General features: G+C 71.2%; 12 protein-coding genes. 9 read left to right on the top strand and 3 right to left on the bottom strand.

The window, feature by feature from the left end; all coding sequences use genetic code 11:
• Positions 1 to 10 precede the first annotated feature (10 nt).
• A complete protein-coding gene (locus ACFW2G_RS17830; protein ID WP_078557010.1) occupies positions 11 to 1,486 on the bottom strand; it encodes a sugar transferase in 1,476 nt (491 codons plus the stop codon).
• Positions 1,487 to 1,879: 393 nt separating this feature from the next.
• Here ACFW2G_RS17830 and ACFW2G_RS17835 point away from each other — a divergent pair, with 393 nt between their 5' ends.
• A complete protein-coding gene (locus tag ACFW2G_RS17835; RefSeq protein ID WP_384581034.1) occupies positions 1,880 to 4,147 on the top strand; it encodes a M4 family metallopeptidase in 2,268 nt (755 codons plus the stop codon).
• Positions 4,148 to 4,356: 209 nt separating this feature from the next.
• Here ACFW2G_RS17835 and glgP read toward each other — a convergent pair whose 3' ends face one another.
• Positions 4,357 to 6,993 (bottom strand): alpha-glucan family phosphorylase, encoded by a 2,637-nt coding sequence (gene glgP, locus ACFW2G_RS17840; protein ID WP_037928033.1) that lies wholly within the window; start codon positions 6,991 to 6,993, stop codon positions 4,357 to 4,359.
• A 678-nt stretch (positions 6,994 to 7,671) separates the two neighbouring features.
• Here glgP and ACFW2G_RS17845 point away from each other — a divergent pair.
• The 5 genes from ACFW2G_RS17845 to ACFW2G_RS17865 all read left to right on the top strand — a co-directional run bounded on the left by ACFW2G_RS17845 (position 7,672) and on the right by ACFW2G_RS17865 (position 16,360).
• Entirely contained in the window at positions 7,672 to 9,666 is a 1,995-nt protein-coding gene (locus ACFW2G_RS17845) for an alpha-1,4-glucan--maltose-1-phosphate maltosyltransferase (protein WP_052031250.1), read from the top strand.
• Entirely contained in the window at positions 9,663 to 11,381 is a 1,719-nt protein-coding gene (gene treS / locus ACFW2G_RS17850) for a maltose alpha-D-glucosyltransferase (protein ID WP_037928031.1), read from the top strand. The genes ACFW2G_RS17845 and treS overlap by 4 nt, the downstream gene beginning before the upstream one ends.
• Before the next feature lie 177 nt (positions 11,382 to 11,558).
• Positions 11,559 to 13,001 (top strand): phosphotransferase, encoded by a 1,443-nt coding sequence (locus tag ACFW2G_RS17855; protein WP_063890648.1) that lies wholly within the window; start codon positions 11,559 to 11,561, stop codon positions 12,999 to 13,001.
• Positions 12,998 to 15,286 carry a 1,4-alpha-glucan branching enzyme gene (glgB, locus tag ACFW2G_RS17860; protein ID WP_384445536.1) on the top strand — a complete coding sequence of 763 codons (2,289 nt, stop codon included), beginning with the start codon at positions 12,998 to 13,000 and terminating at the stop codon, positions 15,284 to 15,286. The genes ACFW2G_RS17855 and glgB overlap by 4 nt, the downstream gene beginning before the upstream one ends.
• A gap of 450 nt (positions 15,287 to 15,736) precedes the next feature.
• Positions 15,737 to 16,360: a helix-turn-helix domain-containing protein gene (locus ACFW2G_RS17865; RefSeq protein ID WP_172671406.1), complete on the top strand. Its 624-nt coding sequence runs from the start codon at positions 15,737 to 15,739 to the stop codon at positions 16,358 to 16,360.
• Between the two features lie 105 nt (positions 16,361 to 16,465).
• Here ACFW2G_RS17865 and ACFW2G_RS17870 read toward each other — a convergent pair whose 3' ends face one another.
• Complete coding sequence (locus ACFW2G_RS17870; protein ID WP_037928025.1) at positions 16,466 to 17,491, bottom strand: ATP-dependent 6-phosphofructokinase; 1,026 nt, start codon at positions 17,489 to 17,491, stop codon at positions 16,466 to 16,468.
• 235 nt (positions 17,492 to 17,726) lie between these two features.
• Between ACFW2G_RS17870 and pta the strand changes: the two genes are divergently transcribed.
• The 3 genes from pta (at position 17,727) to pyk (ending at position 22,632) form a co-directional block, all read left to right on the top strand.
• Positions 17,727 to 19,817 (top strand): phosphate acetyltransferase, encoded by a 2,091-nt coding sequence (gene pta, locus ACFW2G_RS17875; RefSeq protein WP_037928024.1) that lies wholly within the window; start codon positions 17,727 to 17,729, stop codon positions 19,815 to 19,817.
• Between the two features lie 108 nt (positions 19,818 to 19,925).
• Complete coding sequence (locus ACFW2G_RS17880) at positions 19,926 to 21,140, top strand: acetate kinase (RefSeq protein ID WP_037928022.1); 1,215 nt, start codon at positions 19,926 to 19,928, stop codon at positions 21,138 to 21,140.
• Positions 21,141 to 21,201: 61 nt separating this feature from the next.
• On the top strand, positions 21,202 to 22,632 hold the full coding sequence (gene pyk, locus ACFW2G_RS17885; protein WP_037928021.1) for a pyruvate kinase: 1,431 nt from the start codon (positions 21,202 to 21,204) through the stop codon (positions 22,630 to 22,632).
• The last annotated feature ends 49 nt before the right edge of the window (positions 22,633 to 22,681 follow it).

Here is a 22,681-nt window from a genome sequence, read left to right on the forward strand (position 1 = left end):
CCTCGGCCCCTCAGTAGGCTCCGCGACCGTCGACGACGGCGCGGAGCGTACGGCCCATCACGTCGACGTCACTGGTGAAGGACCAGTTGTCGACGTACTGCAGGTCCAGCTGGATCGTCTCGTCCCAGGACAGGTCGGACCTGCCGCTGATCTGCCACAGTCCGGTCATCCCGGGCCGCACGGTCAGCCGGCGCAGCTCGACCTCGTCGTACTGGGCCACCTCCTCCGGCAGCGGCGGGCGCGGGCCGACCAACGACATGTCGCCGACGAGCACGTTGACGAGCTGCGGCAGCTCGTCCAGGGACGTGCGGCGCAGGAGCCGGCCCACCCGGGTGACCCGGGGATCGCGGCGCATCTTGAACATCAGGCCGTCGTTCTCGTTGGCCCCGGCCAGCTCGGCCTTGCGCGCGTCGGCGTCCACCACCATCGTGCGGAACTTCCACATGACGAAGGGGACCCCGTCGCGGCCGATGCGTCGCTGGCGGTAGAAGGCCGGACCGCGCGAGCCGAAGCGGATCGCGAGGACGATCCCGAGGAGGAACGGCGAGAGCAGCAGCAGGCCGGCCGCGGCGCCCACCCGGTCCAGGACCGATTTGAGCAGGGTCTGCACACCGCGGCTGACCGGCGGCGCGACCCGCAGCACGGCGAGTCCGCCCGCGGAGAGGGTCTCCAGCCGCTTAACGGAGACCTCCACCAGGCCGGGGAAGACGGCGAGCTCCAGGCCTGCGTCGTGCAGGGCCCAGGCGACGCGGCGCAGCCGCTCCCCCGTGATCCGCACGCCGGGAGCCACCAGCACCAGGTCGGCGTGGTGGCTGAGGACCGCGCCGAGGACGGCCTCGGAGTCGACACCGGGCGCCTCGGGCGCGTCGGCGTCGAGCCGTGCCACCACGGGGACCCCGCTGGCGATCGGCCCGGTGCCGACCGGGACGACGCCGACGACGACGTACGGGTGGTCGGTGCGGGCGGCGAGGTGCGCGATGACGTCCTCGGCCGCGTCGGGTTCTCCTATCACCAGCACGCGGCTCACGGCCTGGGCCTCGCGGCGGGCGGCCGAGAGGTGGCGGTAGGTCAGCTTGTGGCAGGCGACGGTGATCAGCAGGGCGGGCAGCAGGGCCCCGAGGGCGGACAGCCGGGGCGTGTCCTCCTCGGTCACCACGCGCGCCACGGCCAGGATGCCGATCAGAATCAGCCAGTCGTGGAGAACGGGGAGCACCCCGCGGGACTCCCCGAGCGCCCGGGTCGCGTACCGGCGGCGCAGTGCCTGTATCCCGGTCCACGCCACGGCGGCGGCCAGGGCGCAGTAGACGGGCCGTACCTGCTGGGCCGCGTCGAAGACGAGCCCCACCGGGACGGCTGCGCCGAAGAAGTCGGCGGCTATCGCGGCCGGACGGTACCAACGGGCCTTGTCCCCGAGGCGCCGCACGGGCACCAGGGGCTCATGGGCCGCCCTGGCCACTCTTTGCGCAGGAAAATGGACATGCCTCATGGGCCCCCCTGGCACGTGGTCTATGACAGTGGCAAGTGTCCATGGCTTCCCCTGGCGATGAACATCTGCCGCACCGGCAAACAGTACGACAAACACCCGTACGGTAAACGCCGTTTCGGTCAACCCGGCCTCTTGTTGCGCAAGTGTTAGCAAGCGGTAGCTGGTCTTCCGCATTTTGGACACCGCACGAACGCCGCACCTTGCACACGAAGGTGAAGGGTTCGGATACCGGATACGTATCTTCGAACAACGGACCGTTTCCGGCCAACCTTTTGACGCGGCCCTGACATCCATCGCGCCAAGTGGCAATCTTCGAGCGTTCATCGCACCGCACCTGCTCTGCCCGGCGGCCCACCCAGCCGTCCGGAACCCCCCTTGCAGAAGGAGTCTGCGTTGAGGTCCACCCCCCAGAGGCGTGCCACCGCGGCGGGCGCGCTCGTTGCCGCGGCAGCCCTGCTCGCCGTAGGTATACAGACCGGAACCGCCACCGCCGACGCCACCGCGTCACCGGCACCCAAGGCCGCTCAGTCCAATCCGGGCGCGGCCAACCGCGTACTCAGCGCATCGGAGCGTGCGACGCTCCTCGCCGAGGCGAACTCGACCACCGTGCAGGCCGCCAAGGCGCTCGGCCTCGGCGGTGGCGAGAAGCTCGTCGTCCGCGACGTCGTCCAGGATGCGGACGGCACGACGCACACCACGTACGAGCGGACCTACGACGGCCTGCCCGTACTCGGCGGCGACCTCACGGTCCACGCCAAGGACGGCGTCACCAAGAGTGTGACCAGGGCGACCAACCACGAGATCAAGGTCGCGACCACCGAGGCCTCGGTCACCACGGCCGCCGCCGAGAAGCAGGCGGTCTCGGCCGCCAACACCGAGGGTTCGAGGGAGGCCAAGCCCGCCAAGGGCGCCCGCAAGGTGATCTGGGCGGCCGAAGGCGCCCCGAGGCTCGCCTTCGAGACGGTCGTCGGCGGCCTCCAGCACGACGGCACCCCCAACGAGCTGCACGTGGTGACCGACGCCAGGACCGGCGCCAAGATCACCGAGTGGCAGGCCATCGAGACCGGCACCGGCAACACGATGTACAGCGGCCAGGTGACCCTCGGCACCACGCAGTCGGGCAGCACCTGGAACCTGACCGACGCCGCGCGCGGCAACCACAAGACCTACAACCTCAACCGCGGCTCCTCCGGCACCGGCACACTCTTCTCCGGTCCGGACGACGTCTGGGGCAACGGCCAGCCGTCCAACCTGGAGACGGCCGCCGCCGACGCGCACTACGGCGCGGCGGTCACGTGGGACTACTACAAGAACGTGCACGGCCGCAACGGCCTGCGCAACGACGGCGTGGCACCGTACAGCCGGGTCCACTACGGCAACAGCTACGTGAACGCCTTCTGGAGCGACTCCTGCTTCTGCATGACGTACGGCGACGGCGAGGGCAACAACAAGCCCCTCACCTCCACCGACGTGGCGGCGCACGAGATGACCCACGGCCTGACCTCGGTCACCGGCAACATGACCTACAGCGGTGAGCCCGGCGGCCTCAACGAGGCCACCTCCGACATCTTCGCGGCGGCGGTCGAGTTCTACGCCAACAACCCGCAGGACGTCGGCGACTACCTGGTCGGCGAGAAGATCGACATCCGCGGCAACGGCACCCCGCTGCGCTACATGGACAAGCCCAGCAAGGACGGCTCGTCCAAGGACTCCTGGTACTCGGGCATCGGCTCGATCGACGTCCACTACTCCTCGGGCCCGGCCAACCACTGGTACTACCTGGCCTCCGAGGGCTCCGGCGCCAAGGTCGTCAACGGCGTGAGCTACGACTCGCCGACCTCCGACGGCCTGCCCGTCACGGCGATCGGCCGCGACGCCGCCTCGAAGATCTGGTTCCGCGCGCTGACCACCGGTCTGTTCAAGTCGAACACCAACTACGCGGCCGCCCGCACGGCGACCCTGCAGGCGGCGGCCGACCTGTACGGCGCCGGCTCGACCACCTACAACAACGCGGCGAACGCCTGGGCCGCCATCAACGTCGGCCCGCGCATCGTGAGCGGCGTCTCGGTGACCCCGATCTCCAACCAGAACACCCAGGTCAACACCGCTGTCAGCCTGCAGGTCCAGGCCACCAGCACCAACCCGGGTGCGCTGAGCTACGCGGCGACCGGCCTGCCGGCCGGCCTGTCGATCAACTCGTCCACCGGCCTGATCTCCGGTACGGCCACCACCGCGGGCACGTCCAACGTGACCGTCACCGTGACCGACTCGCAGAGCAAGACCGGCACGGCGTCCTTCACCTGGACCGTGGGCACCGGCCAGCAGAACGTCTTCGAGAACACGAACGACTACCAGATCACGGACAACGCCACGGTCGAGTCCCCGATCCTGGTGACCCGCACGGGCAACGCCCCGAGCAACCTCAAGGTGGACGTGAACATCGTCCACACCTACGTCGGTGACCTGATCGTCGACCTGGTCGCCCCCGACGGCAGCGTCTACAACCTGCGCAACCGCAGCGGCGGCAGCGCGGACAACATCGTCCAGACCTTCACCGTGAACGCCTCCTCCGAGGTCGCGAACGGCACCTGGAAGCTCCGGGTCAGGGACGCCGCCTGGCTGGACACCGGCTACATCAACAGCTGGAAGCTCACCTTCTGACCCCTTGAGGGCAGCGTGAGCCGCGGCTGAACCAACAGAGGGACACGGGGCCGCCCGGGAGAAGACCTCCCCGGGCGGCCCTGTCACGTCGGGCCCCCGAAGGCCGGCTCCGGGCACGGGCGCGGCACCGGGGAGCGGCCGGACGAGGTCCGGCCGCCCCGACCCGGGACCGGCCCGCCGCCCGCCCGTCCTCCCCGTTCACGCCCGCGCTACCGCAGCAGTACGCCGCCGCCGGTCTCCGCGCCCGCCGGGGCCGCGACCAGGCCCAGTTCGGCCGGGGTCGCCAGCAGCGGGTGGGTCGGCAGGATGCGGACCGTGTAGCCGAAGGGCCCGGTGCGGTCGAGGGCGAGCGGGCCCTCGTAGACCCACCGCCCCTCCAGGTCGGGGCCGGCAGCCGGCTTGAGCGGGAAGGTCCGCCCGTCCCGGATCACGTCCTGCGGGTCCACCCGACCCGCCACCGCCTGCACCTCCACGTCCTCGGGCGCGAGCGTGTCCAACGACACCTGCACCCGCAGCGTGAGGGTGGCGCCCAGTTCGGCGGTGCCGTTCACCGGAGCCGCGGCCAGCGCCTCCACGTGCTCGACGGCGATCCGCGGCCACGCCGCCCGGACCCGGCCCTTCCACCAGGCGAGGTCCCGCGCCGCGTCGGCGGTCAGGCAGCGGTGGGCGAGCGCGGCCGGCAGGTAGAGCCGCTCCACGTACTCGCGCACCATGCGTCCGGCGAGGACCCTCGGCCCCAGCGACACGAGCGTGCGGCGGACCATCTCGATCCACCGGACCGGGAGCCCCGTGCGCCCGGCCCGGTCGTAGAACCGCGGCGCGACCCGGCCCTCGATCAGCTCGTAGAGGGCGCTCGCCTCCAGGTGGTCCCGGCGGTCCTCGTCCGCGCCGAGCCCGTCGGCGGTCGGGATGGCCCAGCCGAAGTCCGGCTCGAACCACTCGTCCCACCACCCGTCCAGGACGGAAAGGTTGAGACAGCCGTTCAGCGCGGCCTTCATCCCGCTCGTACCGCACGCCTCCAGCGGACGCAGCGGATTGTTCAGCCAGACGTCGCAGCCCGGGTAGAGCTTCTGCGCCATCGCCATGCCGTAGTCGGGCAGGAAGACGATGCGGTGCCGCACCCGCGGGTCGTCCGCGAAGCGCACCAGCTCCTGCACGAGCCGCTTGCCTCCGTCGTCGGCCGGGTGCGCCTTGCCCGCCACGACGATCTGCACCGGCCGCTCCGGGTCCAGCAGCAGCCTGCGCAGCCGGTCCGGGTCGCGCAGCATCAGCGTCAGCCGCTTGTAGGAGGGCACGCGCCGGGCGAAGCCGATGGTCAGCACGTCCGGATCGAGGACGGAGTCGACCCAGCCCAGTTCGGCGGCGGCGGCCCCGCGCTGGAGCCACGAGGCCCGCAGCCGGTCCCGCACCTCCTGCACCAGTTGCTCGCGCAGCACCCGGCGCAGGTCCCACACGTCCTGGTCGGGGATGTCCGCGACGGCGTCCCAGCGCCGTGAGCCACCGACCGACAGGGCGTCCTCGGTGCGGCCCGCTCCGATCTGGCGGGCGCCCAGCCGGACCACCTCGGGAGCCACCCAGGTCGGGGCGTGGACCCCGTTGGTCACGGAGGTGATGGGCACGTCGGTCGGGTCGAAGCCGGGCCACAGACCGGCGAACATCTCCCTGCTGACCGCTCCGTGCAGGGTGGACACCCCGTTGGCCCGCTGGGCCAGCCGCAGCCCCATCACCGCCATGTTGAACACGCCGGGGTCGCCGCCGGGGAAGGACTCGGCGCCCAGTTCCAGGATGCGGTCGACCGGTACGCCGGCCAGCTCGCCGCCGTCGCCGAAGTGCCGGGCGACCAGGCTTCGCTCGAAGCGGTCGATCCCCGCCGGGACGGGGGTGTGCGTGGTGAACACGGTCCCGGCGCGTACCGCCTCGACGGCGGCGTCGAAGCCGAGGCCCTGCTCCCGCTCCAGTTCCCTTATGCGCTCGAGTCCGAGGAAGCCGGCGTGGCCCTCGTTGGTGTGGAAGACCTCGGGCTCGGGATGGCCCGTGATCGCGCAGTACGCGCGTACCGCGCGCACCCCGCCGATGCCCAGCAGCATCTCCTGGAGCAGTCGGTGGTCGCTGCCGCCCCCGTAGAGCCGGTCGGTCACCTCACGGGCTGCGGCGTCGTTGTCCTCGACGTCGGAGTCCAGGAGCAGCAGCGGTACGCGTCCGACCCGCGCCTGCCAGATGTGGGCGTGCAGGGCGCGGCCGCCGGGCAGGGTCAGCGAGACGCGGGCGGGGGTGCCGTCGTCCTGGCGGAGCAGGCCGAGCGGAAGTTCGTTGGGGTCGAGGACGGGATAGTGCTCCTGCTGCCATCCGTCGCGGGAGAGCGACTGGCGGAAGTAGCCGTGCCGGTAAAGAAGTCCCACGCCGATGAGCGGGGCTCCGAGGTCGCTGGCCGCCTTCAGATGGTCCCCGGCGAGGATGCCGAGGCCGCCGGAGTACTGGGGCAGGGCGGCGGTGATCCCGAACTCGGGGGAGAAATAGGCGATGGCGGCGGGCAGTTCCGCGCCGTTCTCATGGCTCTGGTACCACCTCCCGCCGTTCACGTAGTCATCGAGGTCGGCGGCGGCGACGGCCAGGCGCCGCAGGAACCGGCGGTCCGCCGCCAGTTCCGCGAGCCTGGCGGCGGAGACGGTGCCGAGCAGCCGGACGGGATCTCCGCCGGCGGCCTGCCAGCCCTCGGGGTCGACGGATTGGAAGAGTTCGCGGGTCTCGGCATGCCACGACCAGCGCAGATTGCGCGCGAGATCGGTGAGCGGCAGCAGGGACTCGGGGAGGACGGGGCGCACGGTGAATCGACGGATAGCCTTCACACGTTCCACCTTCGCAGGGGATGACGGATCGGAGCGGCCGCACCACGCTGTGCACCCGCGCATCACCCCGGGAAGGCTAGCGAGGCCCCCGCGTTCCGGCCATGGCGCCTGCGGCGCGCGCCGCGGGTGCGGGCGCGCCGCCTCCCGGCCGTCGGGCTCCGGCAGGTCCTCGACTCCGCGGAGTCTTCCGGAGGGGTGTTTCGGCCAGATGTCCACACCCTTGTGCCACAAGGCGTCACTCCCACCCGCAACGGGGGGCGGCGGCCGTCTCCCGTACACCCGCGCGGGTGGTTCCCCTGAGGCTCGGGAGGCAGGAGTAACCGGTGGTTCCGGCCCCTACGTCACCTAGTCCCGGCCGACTTGACGGAGCCCGGCCGGATGTCGGGCGGAGCCTTGGTCTTGCGCGTGCCACTACGTACGAGTAGTTAACCGAGTGCGCGGATTGGGCGGGGCGGGAGTGGGAAGGGCTCCCCGGGTACACGCGGTACACGCACGGCGCACCCGCCCACAAGCCCTCTCCCCGCCACCCGAGTGAACGCGGACAGGAGCGGCCATGCCCGCAGCCCAGCCGTCCACTGAGCGGCTAGAAACAGAGCGAACAGAGCGTGCACTACCAGTCGTGACACCGGCTGGCCTGTTGTCACCGAGCCCTGCGAACTGCCCCCAGGTGATCCCATCATGATCGGTCGCATTCCCGTGCTGGACGTCCGCCCCGCCGTCGACTGCGGCGCCAGACCCGCAAAGGCGGTCGTGGACGAGGTCTTCGAGGTCTCCGCCACCGTGTTCCGCGAAGGGCACGACGCCGTAGCCGCCCACATCGTCCTGCGTGACCCGAGGGGGCGGCTGCGGCCCCCCGTACCGCTGCGCGAGCTCGCCCCCGGCACCGATCGGTGGGGGGCCCGGATCTCCGCCGAGGTCGAGGGGAGGTGGACGTACACCGTCGAGGCGTGGAGCGATCCGGTGGGCACCTGGCGGGCCCACGCCGCGATCAAGATCCCCGCCGGCATCGACACCGGGCTGGTGCTGCTGGAGGGCGCCGAGCTCTTCGAGCGGGCCGCGGCGCGGATCCCCAAGCGCGACGGCCGCGACGCCGTCCTGGCCGCGGCCGGGATCATGCGGGACGAGGACCTCCCGGCAGCCGAGCGGTACGAGGCCGCGCTGGCCCCCGCCGTGGGCGCCGCGCTCGCCAAGCGCCCCTACCGGGAGCTGGTCACCGCCTCCAAGCCGCTGCCGCTCCTCGTCGAGCGCAGGCGGGCCCTCTTCGGCTCCTGGTACGAGATGTTCCCGCGCTCCGAGGGCGCGGTGCTGGAGCCCGGCGAGGCTCCGGTCAGCGGCACCTTCAGGACCGCCGCGGAGCGGCTGCCCGCGATCGCCGCGATGGGCTTCGACGTGGTCTACCTGCCGCCCGTCCACCCGATCGGCAGCACCTACCGCAAGGGCCCCAACAACACTCTTTCTGCAGGAAGTTGGGATCCCGGGGTGCCCTGGGCCATCGGCTCCACCGAGGGCGGCCACGAGGCGGTCCACCCGGAGCTGGGCACCATCGAGGACTTCGACGCCTTCGTCGCGCGGGCCCGCGAACTGGGCATGGAGATCGCGCTCGACTTCGCGCTGCAGTGCTCCCCCGACCACCCCTGGGTGGAGAAGCACCCGGAGTGGTTCCGCCACCGCGCCGACGGGACGATCGCGTACGCCGAGAACCCGCCGAAGAAGTACCAGGACATCTATCCGGTCCACTTCGACACCGACATGGCCGGCATCGTCGAGGAGACCTGCCGGATCCTGCGGCACTGGATGGACCACGGCGTGCGCATCTTCCGGGTCGACAACCCGCACACCAAGCCGGTCGTCTTCTGGCAGAAGGTGATCGCGGACATCAACAAGTCCGACCCGGACGTGATCTTCCTGGCGGAGGCCTTCACCCGGCCCGCGATGATGCGCGCGCTCGCCGCCGTCGGCTTCCAGCAGTCGTACACCTACTTCACCTGGCGCAACACCAAGGCCGAGCTGACGGAGTACCTGACAGAGCTCTCCGCCGGCCCCTCCGCCTCGGTGATGCGGCCGAACTTCTTCGTCAACACGCCTGACATCCTCCACGCGTACCTGCAGAAGGGCGGCCGTCCCGCCTTCGAGGTGCGCGCCGTCCTCGCCGCGACCCTGTCCCCCACCTGGGGGATCTACTCCGGCTACGAGCTCTGCGAGAACACCCCGCTGCGCGAGGGCAGCGAGGAGTACCTGAACTCCGAGAAGTACGAGTTCCGGCCACGCGACTGGGCCGCCGCCGACCGTGAAGGCCGCACCATCGCCCCGCTGATCACCACCCTGAACCGGCTGCGCCGGCGCAACCCCGCGCTGCAGCAGCTGCGCGACCTCCACTTCCACTCGACCGACAACGAACAGGTGATCGCCTATTCGAAGCACGCGGGCGCCAATTCCGTACTGGTGGTCGTCAACCTCGATCCGCACCACACCCAGGAGGCGACGGTGTCGTTGGACATGCCGGTACTCGGCCTCGACTGGCACGGGTCCCTCGCGGTGCGCGACGAGCTCACCGGCGAGACCTATCACTGGGGCAGGGCGAACTACGTGCGCCTAGAGCCGGGCCGCACGCCCGCGCACGTACTGACCGCTCTGCGACCGTCCCCGCCCACCGGAGGGTCACCCACCACATGATGATCAACGATCCCGTCCACGACACCTTCGAGGACACCCCCGCCAAGGACCGCGATCCCGACTGGTTCAAGCGGGCCGTCTTCTACGAGGTCCTCGTCCGCTCCTTCCACGACAGCAACGGCGACGGCGTCGGGGACCTCAGGGGCCTCACCGCCAAACTGGACTACCTCCAGTGGCTCGGCGTCGACTGCCTGTGGCTGCCGCCGTTCTTCGCCTCGCCCCTGCGCGACGGGGGCTACGACGTCTCCGACTACACCTCGGTGCTGCCCGAGTTCGGCGATCTCGCCGACTTCGTGGAGTTCGTCGACGCCGCGCACACCCGCGGCATGCGAGTGATCATCGACTTCGTCATGAACCACACCAGCGACCAGCACGAGTGGTTCCAGCAGTCGCGCAAGGACCCGGAGGGCCCCTACGGCGACTACTACATGTGGGCCGACAACGACAAGCAGTACCAGGACGCCCGGATCATCTTCGTCGACACCGAGACCTCGAACTGGACGTACGACCCGGTCCGCAAGCAGTACTACTGGCACCGCTTCTTCTCCCACCAGCCGGACCTGAACTTCGAGAACCCGGCGGTCCAGGAGGAGATCATCTCCGCCCTCCGCTTCTGGCTGGACCTGGGCATCGACGGCTTCCGCCTCGACGCCGTGCCCTACCTGTACGCCGAGGAGGGCACCAACTGCGAGAACCTCCCGCGCACCCACCAGCTGCTCAAGAGGGTCCGGGCCGAGATCGACGCGCACTACCCGGACACGGTGCTGCTCGCCGAGGCCAACCAGTGGCCCGAGGACGTCGTCGACTACTTCGGGGACTTCACCAAGGGCGGGGACGAGTGCCACATGGCGTTCCACTTCCCCGTCATGCCGCGCATCTTCATGGCCGTGCGAAGAGAGTCCCGCTACCCGGTCTCCGAGATCCTGGCCAAGACCCCGGCCATCCCGAAGAACTGCCAGTGGGGGATCTTCCTGCGCAACCACGACGAGCTCACACTCGAAATGGTCACGGACGAAGAGCGCGACTACATGTACGCCGAGTACGCCAAGGACCCGCGGATGCGGGCCAACATCGGCATCCGGCGCCGGCTCGCCCCGCTGCTGGACAACGACCGCAACCAGATGGAGCTGTTCACCGCCCTGCTGCTGTCGCTGCCCGGCTCGCCGGTGCTCTACTACGGCGACGAGATCGGCATGGGCGACAACATCTGGCTGGGCGACCGCGACGGCGTCCGGACCCCCATGCAGTGGACCCCGGACCGCAACGCCGGTTTCTCCTCGTGCGATCCGGGCAGGTTGAACCTGCCGGTCATCATGGACCCGGTCCACGGGTACCAGGTCACCAATGTCGAGGCGGCCATGGCGTCGCCCTCCTCACTGCTGCACTGGACCCGCAGGCTGATCGAGATCCGCAAGGCGAACCCGGCCTTCGGCCTCGGCTCGTACACCGAACTGCAGTCGTCCAACCCGGCGGTGCTCGCGTTCCTGCGCGAGTACGGGGACGACCTGGTGCTGTGCGTGCACAACTTCTCGCGCTTCGCGCAGCCCACCGAGCTGGACCTGCAGTCGTTCAACGGGCGGGTCCCGGTGGAGCTCACGGGCGACGTGCGCTTCCCGCCGATCGGCGAGTGGCCCTACCTGCTGACCCTGGCGGGACACGGCTTCTACTGGTTCCGGCTGCGTGCCGAACAGCGCGGTGACCGCCGCGCCGAATAGCCGGCACGGCACAGGCGGACCACGCCTCGACCAGGGGGCGGGCGGCTCGAATGGGTCAATCGCCCGCCCCTGTACGGATCATCCTGACCCGACACTCGCACATGCCGGAGAAGCAACTGCCGCGCATCCGGGACACTCTGCGCATTCTGTGACGGCCCGGGGAAAGGACGCGACGCCATGTCGGAGGCTGCATCCGCCCGGAGCCGGCTGACGGCCGACCGGGCCGCCGGGATCGCCCCGCTCGAACCGATGCTGCGGGCCTGGCTGCCCGCGCAGCGCTGGTTCGCGGGCAAGGGTCGGGCCATCAGCAGACTCACGACCGTCTCGGCGGCCGACCTGCTGCCCCCCGGGTCCACCCCGGGACTGCTGCACGTACTGCTCGACGTCGACGGGGACTGCTACCAGCTGCTGCTGGGCGTCCGCCCGTCCCTGCCGCCCGCCCTCGCGCCCGCTCTGATCGGCCACCCCGAGGAGGGCCCGTACGCGGGCCGGGCGGTCTACGAGGCGTTGGGCGACCCCCGGCTCGCGGCGATGCTGCTGGAGCGGCTGCGCTCGCCCGGCCCGCTCGGCCCGCTGCGCTTCGACCGGGACCCGGCCGCACCGGTCCCGGCCGGGCTCACGCCCAGGCCGCTGTCCGGGGAGCAGACGAACTCCTCCCTCATCTACGGAGATTCGTTCATCCTGAAGGTCTTCCGCCGGGTCGGCCCCGGCGTCAACCCGGACCTGGAGCTGCCCAGGGCGCTGGCCGCCGCCGGCTGCGCCCGGGTGCCGGCGCCCGTCGCCTGGTACGAGGCCGAGCCGCCCGGCGGGGAGCCGCTGACCCTGGGCGTGCTCCAGCCGTACCTGCGCGGCTCGGACGACGGATGGCAGCTCGCGCTGCGCCGGCTCGGCGCCGGGGAGGACTTCACCGCCGAGGCCCACGCGCTCGGCCGGGCCACCGCCGAGGTGCACAGCGCGCTCGCCACCGCCCTGCCCACCGTCGCGCTCGGCCCGGAGCAGACCGCACGGCTCGCCGCGGGGATGACCGCGCGGCTGGCCGCCACCGCCCGGGAGGTGCCGGCGCTGCGGCCGTACGAGGCCGGGCTGCGGGGCGCCTTCGACGCGCTGGCCGCCTCCCGCGGGACGGGGGTGGCCGCCCAGCGGATCCACGGCGACCTCCATCTGGGCCAGACCCTGCGCACCCTCGACGGCCGCTGGTCGTTGATCGACTTCGAGGGGGAGCCGGCCCGGCCGCTGGCCGACCGGCGCCGTCCCGAACCGGCGGTGCGCGACATCGCGGGGATACTGCGCTCCTTCGACTACGCCGCCCGCTCGCACCGGCCGTTCGCCCCGGCCTGGGCGGACGACTGCCGGGCGGCGTTCTGCGAGGGCTATGCCCGCACCACCGGCCGGGACCCGCGCGAGGATCCCGTTCTGCTGCGCGCCTACGAGACCGACAAGGCGGTGTACGAGGCCCGGTACGAGTCCCGGCACCGCCCCGACTGGCTGCACGTACCGATGGCCGCGATCCGGCGGCTCTCGGAACCCTCGCGGCCCGCCCACCGCGTGCCGCCGGTCCCGCCCGCCCTCTCCCCCCATCCGCACCCCCACCCGAAGCCCCCGAGGAGGCCGCTCGCGTGAGCGCCGCACGACAGCCGTCACCGACCGTCCGCGACGAATCCGTACCCGCCGCGGCCGCGGCCAAGAAGCCACGCACTCCCCGGGCCCGCCGCTCGGCACCTCCACGCGGGGTCCGCCCGGCCCCGCCGCTCGCCGCCGAGGAGCGGGCCCGCCTGCTGGAGGGCCGCCATCACGACCCGCACGCGGTGCTGGGCGCGCACACCCAGCGCGGCGGGGTGGCCTTCCGGGTGCTGCGCCCGCACGCCAAGGCGGTCACGGTCATCGCCAAGGGGCTGCGGGCCGAGCTGCAGGACGACGGCGACGGACTGTTCTCCGGGCTGCTGCCCCTGACCGCGGTGCCGGACTACCGGTTGCTGGTGGCGTACGCCGGCGACGAGATCGAGGTCCACGACCCCTACCGGTTCCTGCCCACCCTGGGCGAACTGGACCTGCACCTGATCGGCGAGGGCCGCCACGAGCGGCTGTGGACGGCGCTGGGCGCCCAGCCCATGGAGCACCAGGGCGTGGCCGGGACCCGGTTCACGGTGTGGGCGCCGAACGCGCAGGGGGTCCGGGTCACGGGGGACTTCTGCTACTGGGACTCCGTCGCCCATCCGATGCGCTCGCTCGGATCCAGCGGCGTCTGGGAGCTCTTCCTGCCCGGGGTGGGCGCCGGGACGCTCTACAAGTTCGACATCACCCGCCCCGATGGCAGCCACACGCTGCGCGCCGACCCGATGGCCCGCTCCGCGGAGGTCCCCCCGGCGAACGCCTCGGTGGTCACTGCCTCACAGTACGCGTGGCAGGACGCGGAGTGGATGGCGCGGCGCGGCGCCCGCGCCCCGCACCAGGCCCCCTTCTCGGTGTACGAGCTGCACCTGGCGTCCTGGCGGCCCGGTCTCTCCTACCGGCAGCTCGCCGAGCAGCTCCCGGAGTACGTCAAGGAGCTGGGCTTCACGCACGTGGAGATGATGCCGGTCGCCGAGCACCCGTTCGGCGGCTCGTGGGGGTACCAGGTCACCGGCTTCTACGCGCCGACCTCGCGGATGGGTACCCCGGACGACTTCCGCTTCCTGGTGGACTCGCTGCACCGGGCGGGGATCGGTGTGATCATCGACTGGGTGCCGGCGCACTTCCCGAGGGACGACTGGGCGCTCGCGGAGTTCGACGGGCGGCCGCTGTACGAGCACCACGACCCCCGGCGGGCCGCGCACCCGGACTGGGGAACACTGGAGTTCGACTACGGGCGCAAGGAGGTACGCAACTTCCTCGTCGCCAACGCCGTCTACTGGTGCGAGGAGTTCCACGTGGACGGGCTGCGCGTGGACGCGGTGGCCTCGATGCTCTACCTGGACTACTCGCGCGGCGAGGGCGAATGGACGCCCAATGAGCACGGCGGCCGGGAGAACCTCGACGCGGTGGCCTTCCTCCAGGAGATGAACGCCACGGTGTACCGGCGCTGCCCGGGGGTGGTGACCATCGCGGAGGAGTCCACCGCCTGGGACGGCGTGACCCGGCCGACGGACGGCGGCGGGCTGGGCTTCGGCCTGAAGTGGAACATGGGCTGGATGCACGACACCCTGCGCTACATGTCGAAGGAGTCGGTGCACCGCAAGTACCACCACCACGACATGACCTTCGGGATGATCTACGCCTTCAGCGAGAACTACGTACTGCCGATCTCGCACGACGAGGTGGTGCACGGCAAGCGCTCGCTGGTGTCGAAGATGCCGGGGGGCGACTGGTGGCAGCAGCGGGCCGCGCATCGGGCGTACCTGGGCTTCATGTGGGCCCACCCGGGCAAGCAACTGCTCTTCATGGGACAGGAGTTCGCCCAGGGGGCGGAGTGGTCGGAGACCCACGGGCCCGACTGGTGGCTGCTGGACTCCTCCTACCCGGCGGCCGGCGACCACCGGGGCGTGCGCGATCTGGTGCGGGACCTGAATCGGGCGTATGCGGCCACGCCGGCGCTGTGGGAGCGCGACACCGTGCCGGAGGGCTTCGCCTGGGTGGAGGCGGACGCGGCGGAGGACAACGTCTTCGCCTTCCTGCGGTACGCCCGGGACGGCTCGCAGCTGCTGGCGGTGTCCAACTTCTCGCCCGTGGTCCGGCACGGCTACCGGATCGGGGTGCCGGAGGAGGTACCGGTGTGGCACGAGGTCCTCAACACCGACCGGGAGGGGTACGGCGGCAGCGGGGTGCACCACGCACAGCCGCTGCGGCCCGAGCCGGTGCCGGCGCAGGGCCGCCCGGCCAGCCTGCGGATGACGCTGCCGCCGCTGGCGACGATCTGGCTCAGGCCGTAGCCGAACCCGTCCTCTGCTTCCGGCAGGGGGCGGAGGACGGACCGTGCGCCGGCCGGCCGGCGCACGGCTCCACCGTCGCCGGGGGCGAGCAGGACGTGCTCGGGGCGGGGCCCTCGCCACCCCCGTATGCGAGGGCCCCACAGGAACCACGTACGAGGGGCGGTTCCGGTTCACATTCCGTGGAGGCCGTGTGAGGGGTATTGCGTCGCGGGGAGTTGGCTGGAACCGTACGCAGTAATGGATCTTCGAATTCCGAAGATGCACCGATTACCGGACAGTCGCCGGAAAACTCGCCAAAAGACCCCTCCTCCATAGGACGTTCCTACGAGGTATTGGCTTGTTTGTTTGGTCTGTAGGCGGCGCAGCCCGGCCACTTCTACGGTGTGCGGTGTGCACTCCAGCCCACCCTTCAATGCCCCCGCCGCGCGGCGTCTGCGTGCGGCCCTGGGCATGGCTCCCGGACATGTCGCCTACGGCCTGCGCGCCCAGTACGGACTCGTGGTCGCCCCAGAGACGGTGATGGCGTGGGAGCGCGGCGAGATATCACCGTCGTCCGCCGAGCTCACGGCGCTCGCGGGCGTCCTGTGGTGTTCGCCCGGCGAGCTGCTGGCCGAGCCGGTCACCCTGCGGGAGCACCGGATCGCGCGGGGGCTGGCGGCGGACGAACTGGCCCGGCGGATCGGCCTGGAGACGGGCTCCTACCAGAAGATGGAGGACACCGGACGCTGGAAGGGCAACGAGCGGCAGTCCGCCGCTCTCGCCACCGTGCTCGGTCTCACCCTGGCCCAGTTCGTGACGGCGACCGGCAAGCAGGAGGAGCTCGCCGGACTGCTGCGCAGCGCGGTCACCACGCGCTGGCAGGCCTACGTGAAGCCGCTCGGCAAACTGCTGCCGATCCCCAAGCACCACCTGGAGCGGGTGCTGGAGCAGTTGCACGGGGACTACCAGTCGCGGATGGTGGCAACGCTCAGCTGGGGCGGCGGTCAGGGCGAGGCCGCGAGCGGGGATGCGGGCCGTGAGTTCCTCACCGGGATCGTGGACCGCTTCTGGCAGCTCGCGGGCGGCGCGGGGTAGCACGCCCGGAGCGCCCGCGCACCGCCCGGAGCGCCCGGAGCAGTGGTGCGAAGGCCACGGCGGTCGAGACGCCGGCGGCGGCCGGGGCCTGGCCGGGAGGGAGCGTCAGAAGACCGATTCGGCCTCGTACATGCGGTCCTCGGGGACGGTCTTCAGCTCGGTGACCGCGTGGGCGAGCGGGGCCATGACGATGTCGGTGCCGCGCAGGGCGGTCATGTTGCCGTACTCGCCGCGGTGGACCGCCTCCACGGCGTGCCAGCCGAAGCGGGTCGCGAGGACGCGGTCATAGGCAGTGGGGGTGCCGCCGCGCTGGACGTGGCCGAGGATGACCGGGCGGGCCTCCTTGCCCAGGCGGTGCTCCAGTTCGATGGCGAGGCGGTTGCCGATGCCGGCGAAGCGCTCGTGGCCGTAGGCGTCGATCGCGCCCTTCTCGTACGGCATGGAGCCCTCGGCCGGGTGCGCGCCCTCGGCGACGCAGACGACGGCGAACTTCTTCCCTCGGGCGAAGCGTTCCTCGACCATCTTGACCAAGGCGTCCACCTCGAAGGGGCGCTCCGGCAGGCAGATCCCGTGGGCGCCGCCGGCCATCCCGGACTCCAGGGCGATCCAGCCCGCGTGACGGCCCATGACCTCGACCACCATCACGCGCTGGTGGGACTCGGCCGTGGTCTTGAGGCGGTCGATGGCCTCGGTGGCGACCATGACGGCGGTGTCGAAGCCGAAGGTGCGGTCGGTGGAGGAGATGTCGTTGTCGATGGTCTTGGGCACGCCGACGACCGGCATCCCGGCATCGGACAGCATCCGGGCCGCGGTCAGGGTGCCCTCACCGCCGATCGGGATGAGCGCGTCGATGCCGTAGCGGGTGGCCAGCTCCTGCGCGTTCTCGGCTGCCTCGTGGAGACGGGCCCGCTCCATGCGCGCCGAGCCGAGGATCGTGCCGCCGCGGGCGAGGATGCCGCTGACGGCATTGATGTCGAGGGGGCGGAAGTGGCCGTCGAGGAGGCCCTTGAAGCCGTCCTCGAAACCGATGACCTCGTCCCCGTGCCCGACCACGGCGCGGTGTACGACCGACCGGATGACAGCGTTGAGGCCCGGGCAGTCTCCGCCTGCGGTGAGAACTCCGATACGCATCGTGCTGTGTCTCCTGCTCCCGTACATAAGAAGGGCGTATTGATGCCGCCTGTCCGATTGTTCCATGCTGGCGGAGTGCGGCGCGCTCCGCACCACCCGGTCCGGAGGGCCTTTGGACCCGCCGGACCGGGCCGACGTTCCGGCGGGCGCTCTATCTATTGACAGAGGTATTGTCAAGAGGGAAAGGCATCCAAACCGGGTCGACCGACCACACGAAGAGAGACGGGGAGCACGCGTGACGCGCAGCGTGTACGTGACCGGCATCGAGCGGGGGGACGGCCGGCAGGTCGTCGAACTCGGGATCATGGAGCTCCTGACCCGGCAGACCGGCCGGGTGGGCGTGTACAGGCCACTTCTCCACGATGCGCCCGACCGCCTCTTCGACCTGCTCAAGGCCCGCTACCGGATCGACCAGGACGCCTCGGCGGCCTACGGGATGGAGTACCGCGAGGCGTCGGCGATCCTGGCGGAGAAGGGCACCGACGAGCTCGTCTCGCAGCTGGTCGACCGCTACCACCGGCTGGCCCGCGACTACGAGGTCGTGCTCGTCCTGGGCACCGACTACGCGGAGACCAACCTCCCCGACGAACTGGCGCTCAACGCCCGCCTCGCCAACGAACTCGGCGCGGTCGTCGTCCCCGTCGTGGGCGGCACCAACCGCCCCGCCGAGGACGTGCGCGCCGAGGCCCGCAACGCCCACCGCGCGTACGAGAGCCTGGGGTGCCATGTCGTCGCGATGGTCGTCAACCGGGTGGCCGCGGAGGACCGCGACCTGATAGCCGAGCGGCTGGCGGCCCGCCTCCCCGTGCCCTGCTACGTACTGCCGGACGACAAGTCGCTGTCCGCCCCGACCGTCGCCCAGATCACCCGGGCGCTCGGCGGCGAGGTACTCCTCGGCGACGACGCGGGCCTGGCCCGCGACGCCCTGGACTTCGTCTTCGGCGGCGCGATGCTGCCGAACTTCCTGAACGCCCTGACCCCCGGCTGCCTGGTCGTGACCCCCGGCGACCGTTCGGACCTCGTGATCGGCGCACTCGCCGCGCACACCTCGGGCACCCCGCCGATCGCCGGCGTGCTGCTCACCCTGAACGAGCGGCCGAGCAAGGACATCCTGGCGCTGGCATCGAAGCTGGCACCGGGCACGCCCGTGGTGTCCGTGGCCGGCAACAGCTTCCCGACCGCCACCGAACTCTTCTCGCTGCAGAGCCGGTTGAACTCCGCGACCCCGCGCAAGCTGGAGACCGCGCTCGGCCTCTTCGAGCGCCACGTGGACACCGGCGAGCTGCGCGGCCTGCTCTCGGTGACCCGTTCGGAGCGCGTCACGCCAATGATGTTCGAGCACGAGTTGCTGGAGCGGGCCCGCTCCGGCCGCCGCCGTGTCGTCCTGCCCGAGGGCACCGAGGAGCGGGTGCTGCGGGCCGCGGACGTGGTGCTGCGCCGGAGCGTGTGCGACCTGACCCTGCTGGGCGACGAGCAGGCGATCCTCAAGAAGGCCGGCGACCTCGGCATCGACGTCTCGGGCGCGCAGCTCATCGACCCGGCGACGTCGCCGCTGCGGGAGGGGTTCGCCGAGTACTACGCCTCGGTCCGCGCGCACAAGGGCATGACCGTCGAGCTGGCCGGCGACGTGGTCACCGACGTCAACTACTTCGGCACCCTGATGGTCGAGCGGGGCCTGGCCGACGGCATGGTCTCCGGCTCGGTGCACTCCACCGCTGCGACCATCCGCCCGGCGTTCGAGATCATCAAGACCAAACCGGAGGCGTCCATCGTCTCCTCCGTCTTCTTCATGTGCCTGGCCGACCGGGTCCTCGTGTACGGCGACTGCGCGGTCAACCCGGACCCGAACGCCGAGCAACTCGCCGACATCGCCGTCCAGTCGGCCGCCACCGCCGCCGCCTTCGGGGTCGAGCCGCGGATCGCGATGCTCTCGTACTCGACCGGCACCTCCGGCTCGGGCGCGGACGTCGACAAAGTCCGCAAGGCCACCGAGATCGTCCGCGAGCGGCGGCCCGATCTGGCCGTCGAGGGTCCGATCCAGTACGACGCGGCGGTGGAACCCTCCGTCGCCGCGACGAAGCTGCCCGGGTCCGAGGTGGCCGGCCGCGCGACGGTGCTGATCTTCCCCGACCTGAACACGGGCAACAACACGTACAAGGCCGTGCAGCGTTCGGCGGGCGCGGTCGCGGTCGGCCCGGTGCTCCAGGGTCTGCGCAAGCCCGTGAACGACCTCTCGCGCGGCGCCCTCGTCCAGGACATCGTCACCACCGTGGCCATCACGGCGATCCAGGCGCAGGGCGCACCGGGGCCCGTCGCCGGCGCCTGAGCGGCCCGCCTCCCGCCTCTGCCGCCCCGCTCGGCCCGTCCCGTCCCGCCCCTCCGCCTCCGCACCGCCCTTCTCCGTCACCGCCCGCGACAAGGAAAGACCCCCACCGTGACCGCTTCGCGCGTACTCGTCCTCAACTCCGGCTCCTCCTCGGTCAAGTACCAGCTCCTCGACATGGCGGACCGGTCGCGTCTGGCCGCCGGCCTGGTGGAGCGGATCGGAGAGGGGACCTCCCGGCTGGTGCACGAGCCGCTCACGGGTCCCGCCGCGGCCGGCGGCAGGCGCGAGCGGGTCGGCGCGATCGCGGACCACGAGGCCGCGCTGAAGGCCGTCGCCGCCGAGCTCGCCGCCGACGGCCTCGGCCTGGACTCCCCCGAGCTGGCCGCGGTCGGGCACCGGGTGGTGCACGGCGGGACGCGGTTCACCCGGCCGACCGTGATCGACGACGAGGTGCTGGCGGAGATCCGGAAGCTGATCCCTCTGGCCCCGCTGCACAACCCGGCGAACGTGACGGGCATCGAGGTGGCCCGCTCGCTGCGGGCGGACCTCCCCCAGGTCGCCGTCTTCGACACCGCCTTCCACTCCACGATGCCGGAGTACGCGGCCCGGTACGCCATCGACGCGGCGACCGCCGACGCGTACTCCATCCGGCGGTACGGCTTCCACGGCACCTCCCACGCCTACGTCTCACGGGCGACGGCCGCCCTGTTGGGCAGGCCGGTCGAGGACGTGAACGTGATCGTGCTGCACCTGGGCAACGGCGCCTCGGCCTCGGCCGTGCGCGGCGGTGCCTGCGTGGAGACCTCCATGGGCATGACCCCGCTGGAGGGGCTGGTCATGGGCACCCGCTCGGGCGATCTCGACCCTGCGGTGGTCCTCCACCTGGCCCGGGTCGGCGGCCTCTCGGTGGATGAGATCGATTCGCTCCTGAACAAGAAGAGCGGTCTGCTGGGCCTGTGCGGCGACAACGACATGCGCGAGGTGCTGCGGCGGGCGGGCGAGGGCGACGAGACGGCGCGCCTGGCCTTCGCCGCGTACGTCCACCGGCTGAAGAAGTACATCGGGGCCTACGCGGCGGTCCTCGGGCGGGTGGACGCGGTGGCGTTCACGGCCGGGGTCGGCGAGAACGCCCACCAGGTCCGCGAGGCGGCGCTGGACGGTCTGGCCGCGCTGGGCCTGGTACTGGATCCGGAGGCCAACGCGGCGCGTTCCCCGCAACCGCGGCTGGTTTCGGCGGACGATGCCCGAGTAGCCGTTGCGGTGGTCCCGACGGATGAGGAACTGGAGATCGCCACCCAGGCGTACGCGCTGGTTACCCAGTAGTCACTTGGACTTTCCACCAGTCGGAATATTCCGCTACGAAACAAACCGATAGGATCCAGTCATGCGCCGTTCCAAAATCGTCTGCACGCTGGGCCCCGCCGTCGACTCGTATGAGCAGCTGAAAGCGCTCATCGAGGCAGGTATGAACGTGGCCCGATTCAACTTCAGCCACGGGTCCCAGGCAGAACACCAGGAGCGGTACGACCGCGTCCGGCAGGTCTCCGAGGACACCGGGCGCGCCGTCGGCGTCCTCGCCGACCTCCAGGGTCCGAAGATCCGCCTGGAGACCTTCGCCGAGGGGCCCGTCGAGCTGGTGCGCGGTGACGAGTTCGTCATCACCACCGAGGACGTCCCGGGTGACAAGTCCATCTGCGGCACCACCTACAAGGGCCTCCCGGGCGACGTCGCCAAGGGCGACCAGGTCCTGATCAACGACGGCAACGTCGAGCTCCGGGTGACGGAGGTCGACGGCCCCCGGGTCAGGACCATCGTCATCGAGGGCGGTGTCATCTCGGACCACAAGGGCATCAACCTGCCGGGTGCCGCCGTGAACGTCCCCGCCCTGTCGGAGAAGGACGTCGACGACCTCCGCTTCGCCCTGCGGATGGGCTGCGACATGGTCGCCCTGTCCTTCGTCCGCGACGCCAACGACGTCAAGGACGTCCACCGGGTGATGGACGAGGAGGGCCGCCGGGTCCCCGTCATCGCCAAGGTGGAGAAGCCGCAGGCCGTCGAGAACATGGAGGCCGTGGTCGCCGCCTTCGACGCGGTCATGGTGGCCCGCGGCGACCTCGCCGTCGAGTACCCGCTCGAAAAGGTCCCGATGGTCCAGAAGCGGCTCATCGAGATGTGCCGCCGCAACGCCAAGCCGGTGATCGTCGCGACCCAGATGATGGAGTCGATGATCACCAACTCCCGCCCGACGCGCGCGGAGGCGTCCGACGTCGCCAACGCCATCCTCGACGGCGCGGACGCGGTCATGCTGTCGGCCGAGTCCTCCGTGGGCGCCTACCCGATCGAGACCGTCAAGACGATGTCGAAGATCGTCGCGGCGGCCGAGGAGGAGCTCCTCTCCAAGGGCCTCCAGCCGCTGGTCCCGGGCAAGAAGCCGCGCACCCAGGGCGGATCCGTGGCCCGCGCGGCGTGCGAGATCGCCGACTTCCTGGACGGCCAGGCACTCATCGCCTTCACCCAGTCCGGGGACACCGCCCGGCGCCTGTCGCGCTACCGCGCCACCCAGCAGATCCTGGCCTTCACCACGGACGTCAACACCCGCAACCAGCTCACGCTGAGCTGGGGCGTCGAGTCGTACATCGTCCCGCACGTGGACACCACCGATGCGATGGTCGACCTGGTCGACGGCGAGCTGCTCAAGCTGGGCCGCTACAACGAGGGCGACACCATGATCATCACCGCCGGCTCGCCCCCCGGCGTACCGGGCACCACCAACATGGTCCGGGTGCACCACCTGGGCGGCGTCGACCACGCCTGACGCGTCGATCGCCACGGACCCTGCCGCACAGGGGCCGAGGGCGGCACCC

It is taken from the genome of Streptomyces sp. NPDC058880 (assembly GCF_042742535.1).
Lineage (GTDB): Bacteria > Actinomycetota > Actinomycetes > Streptomycetales > Streptomycetaceae > Streptomyces.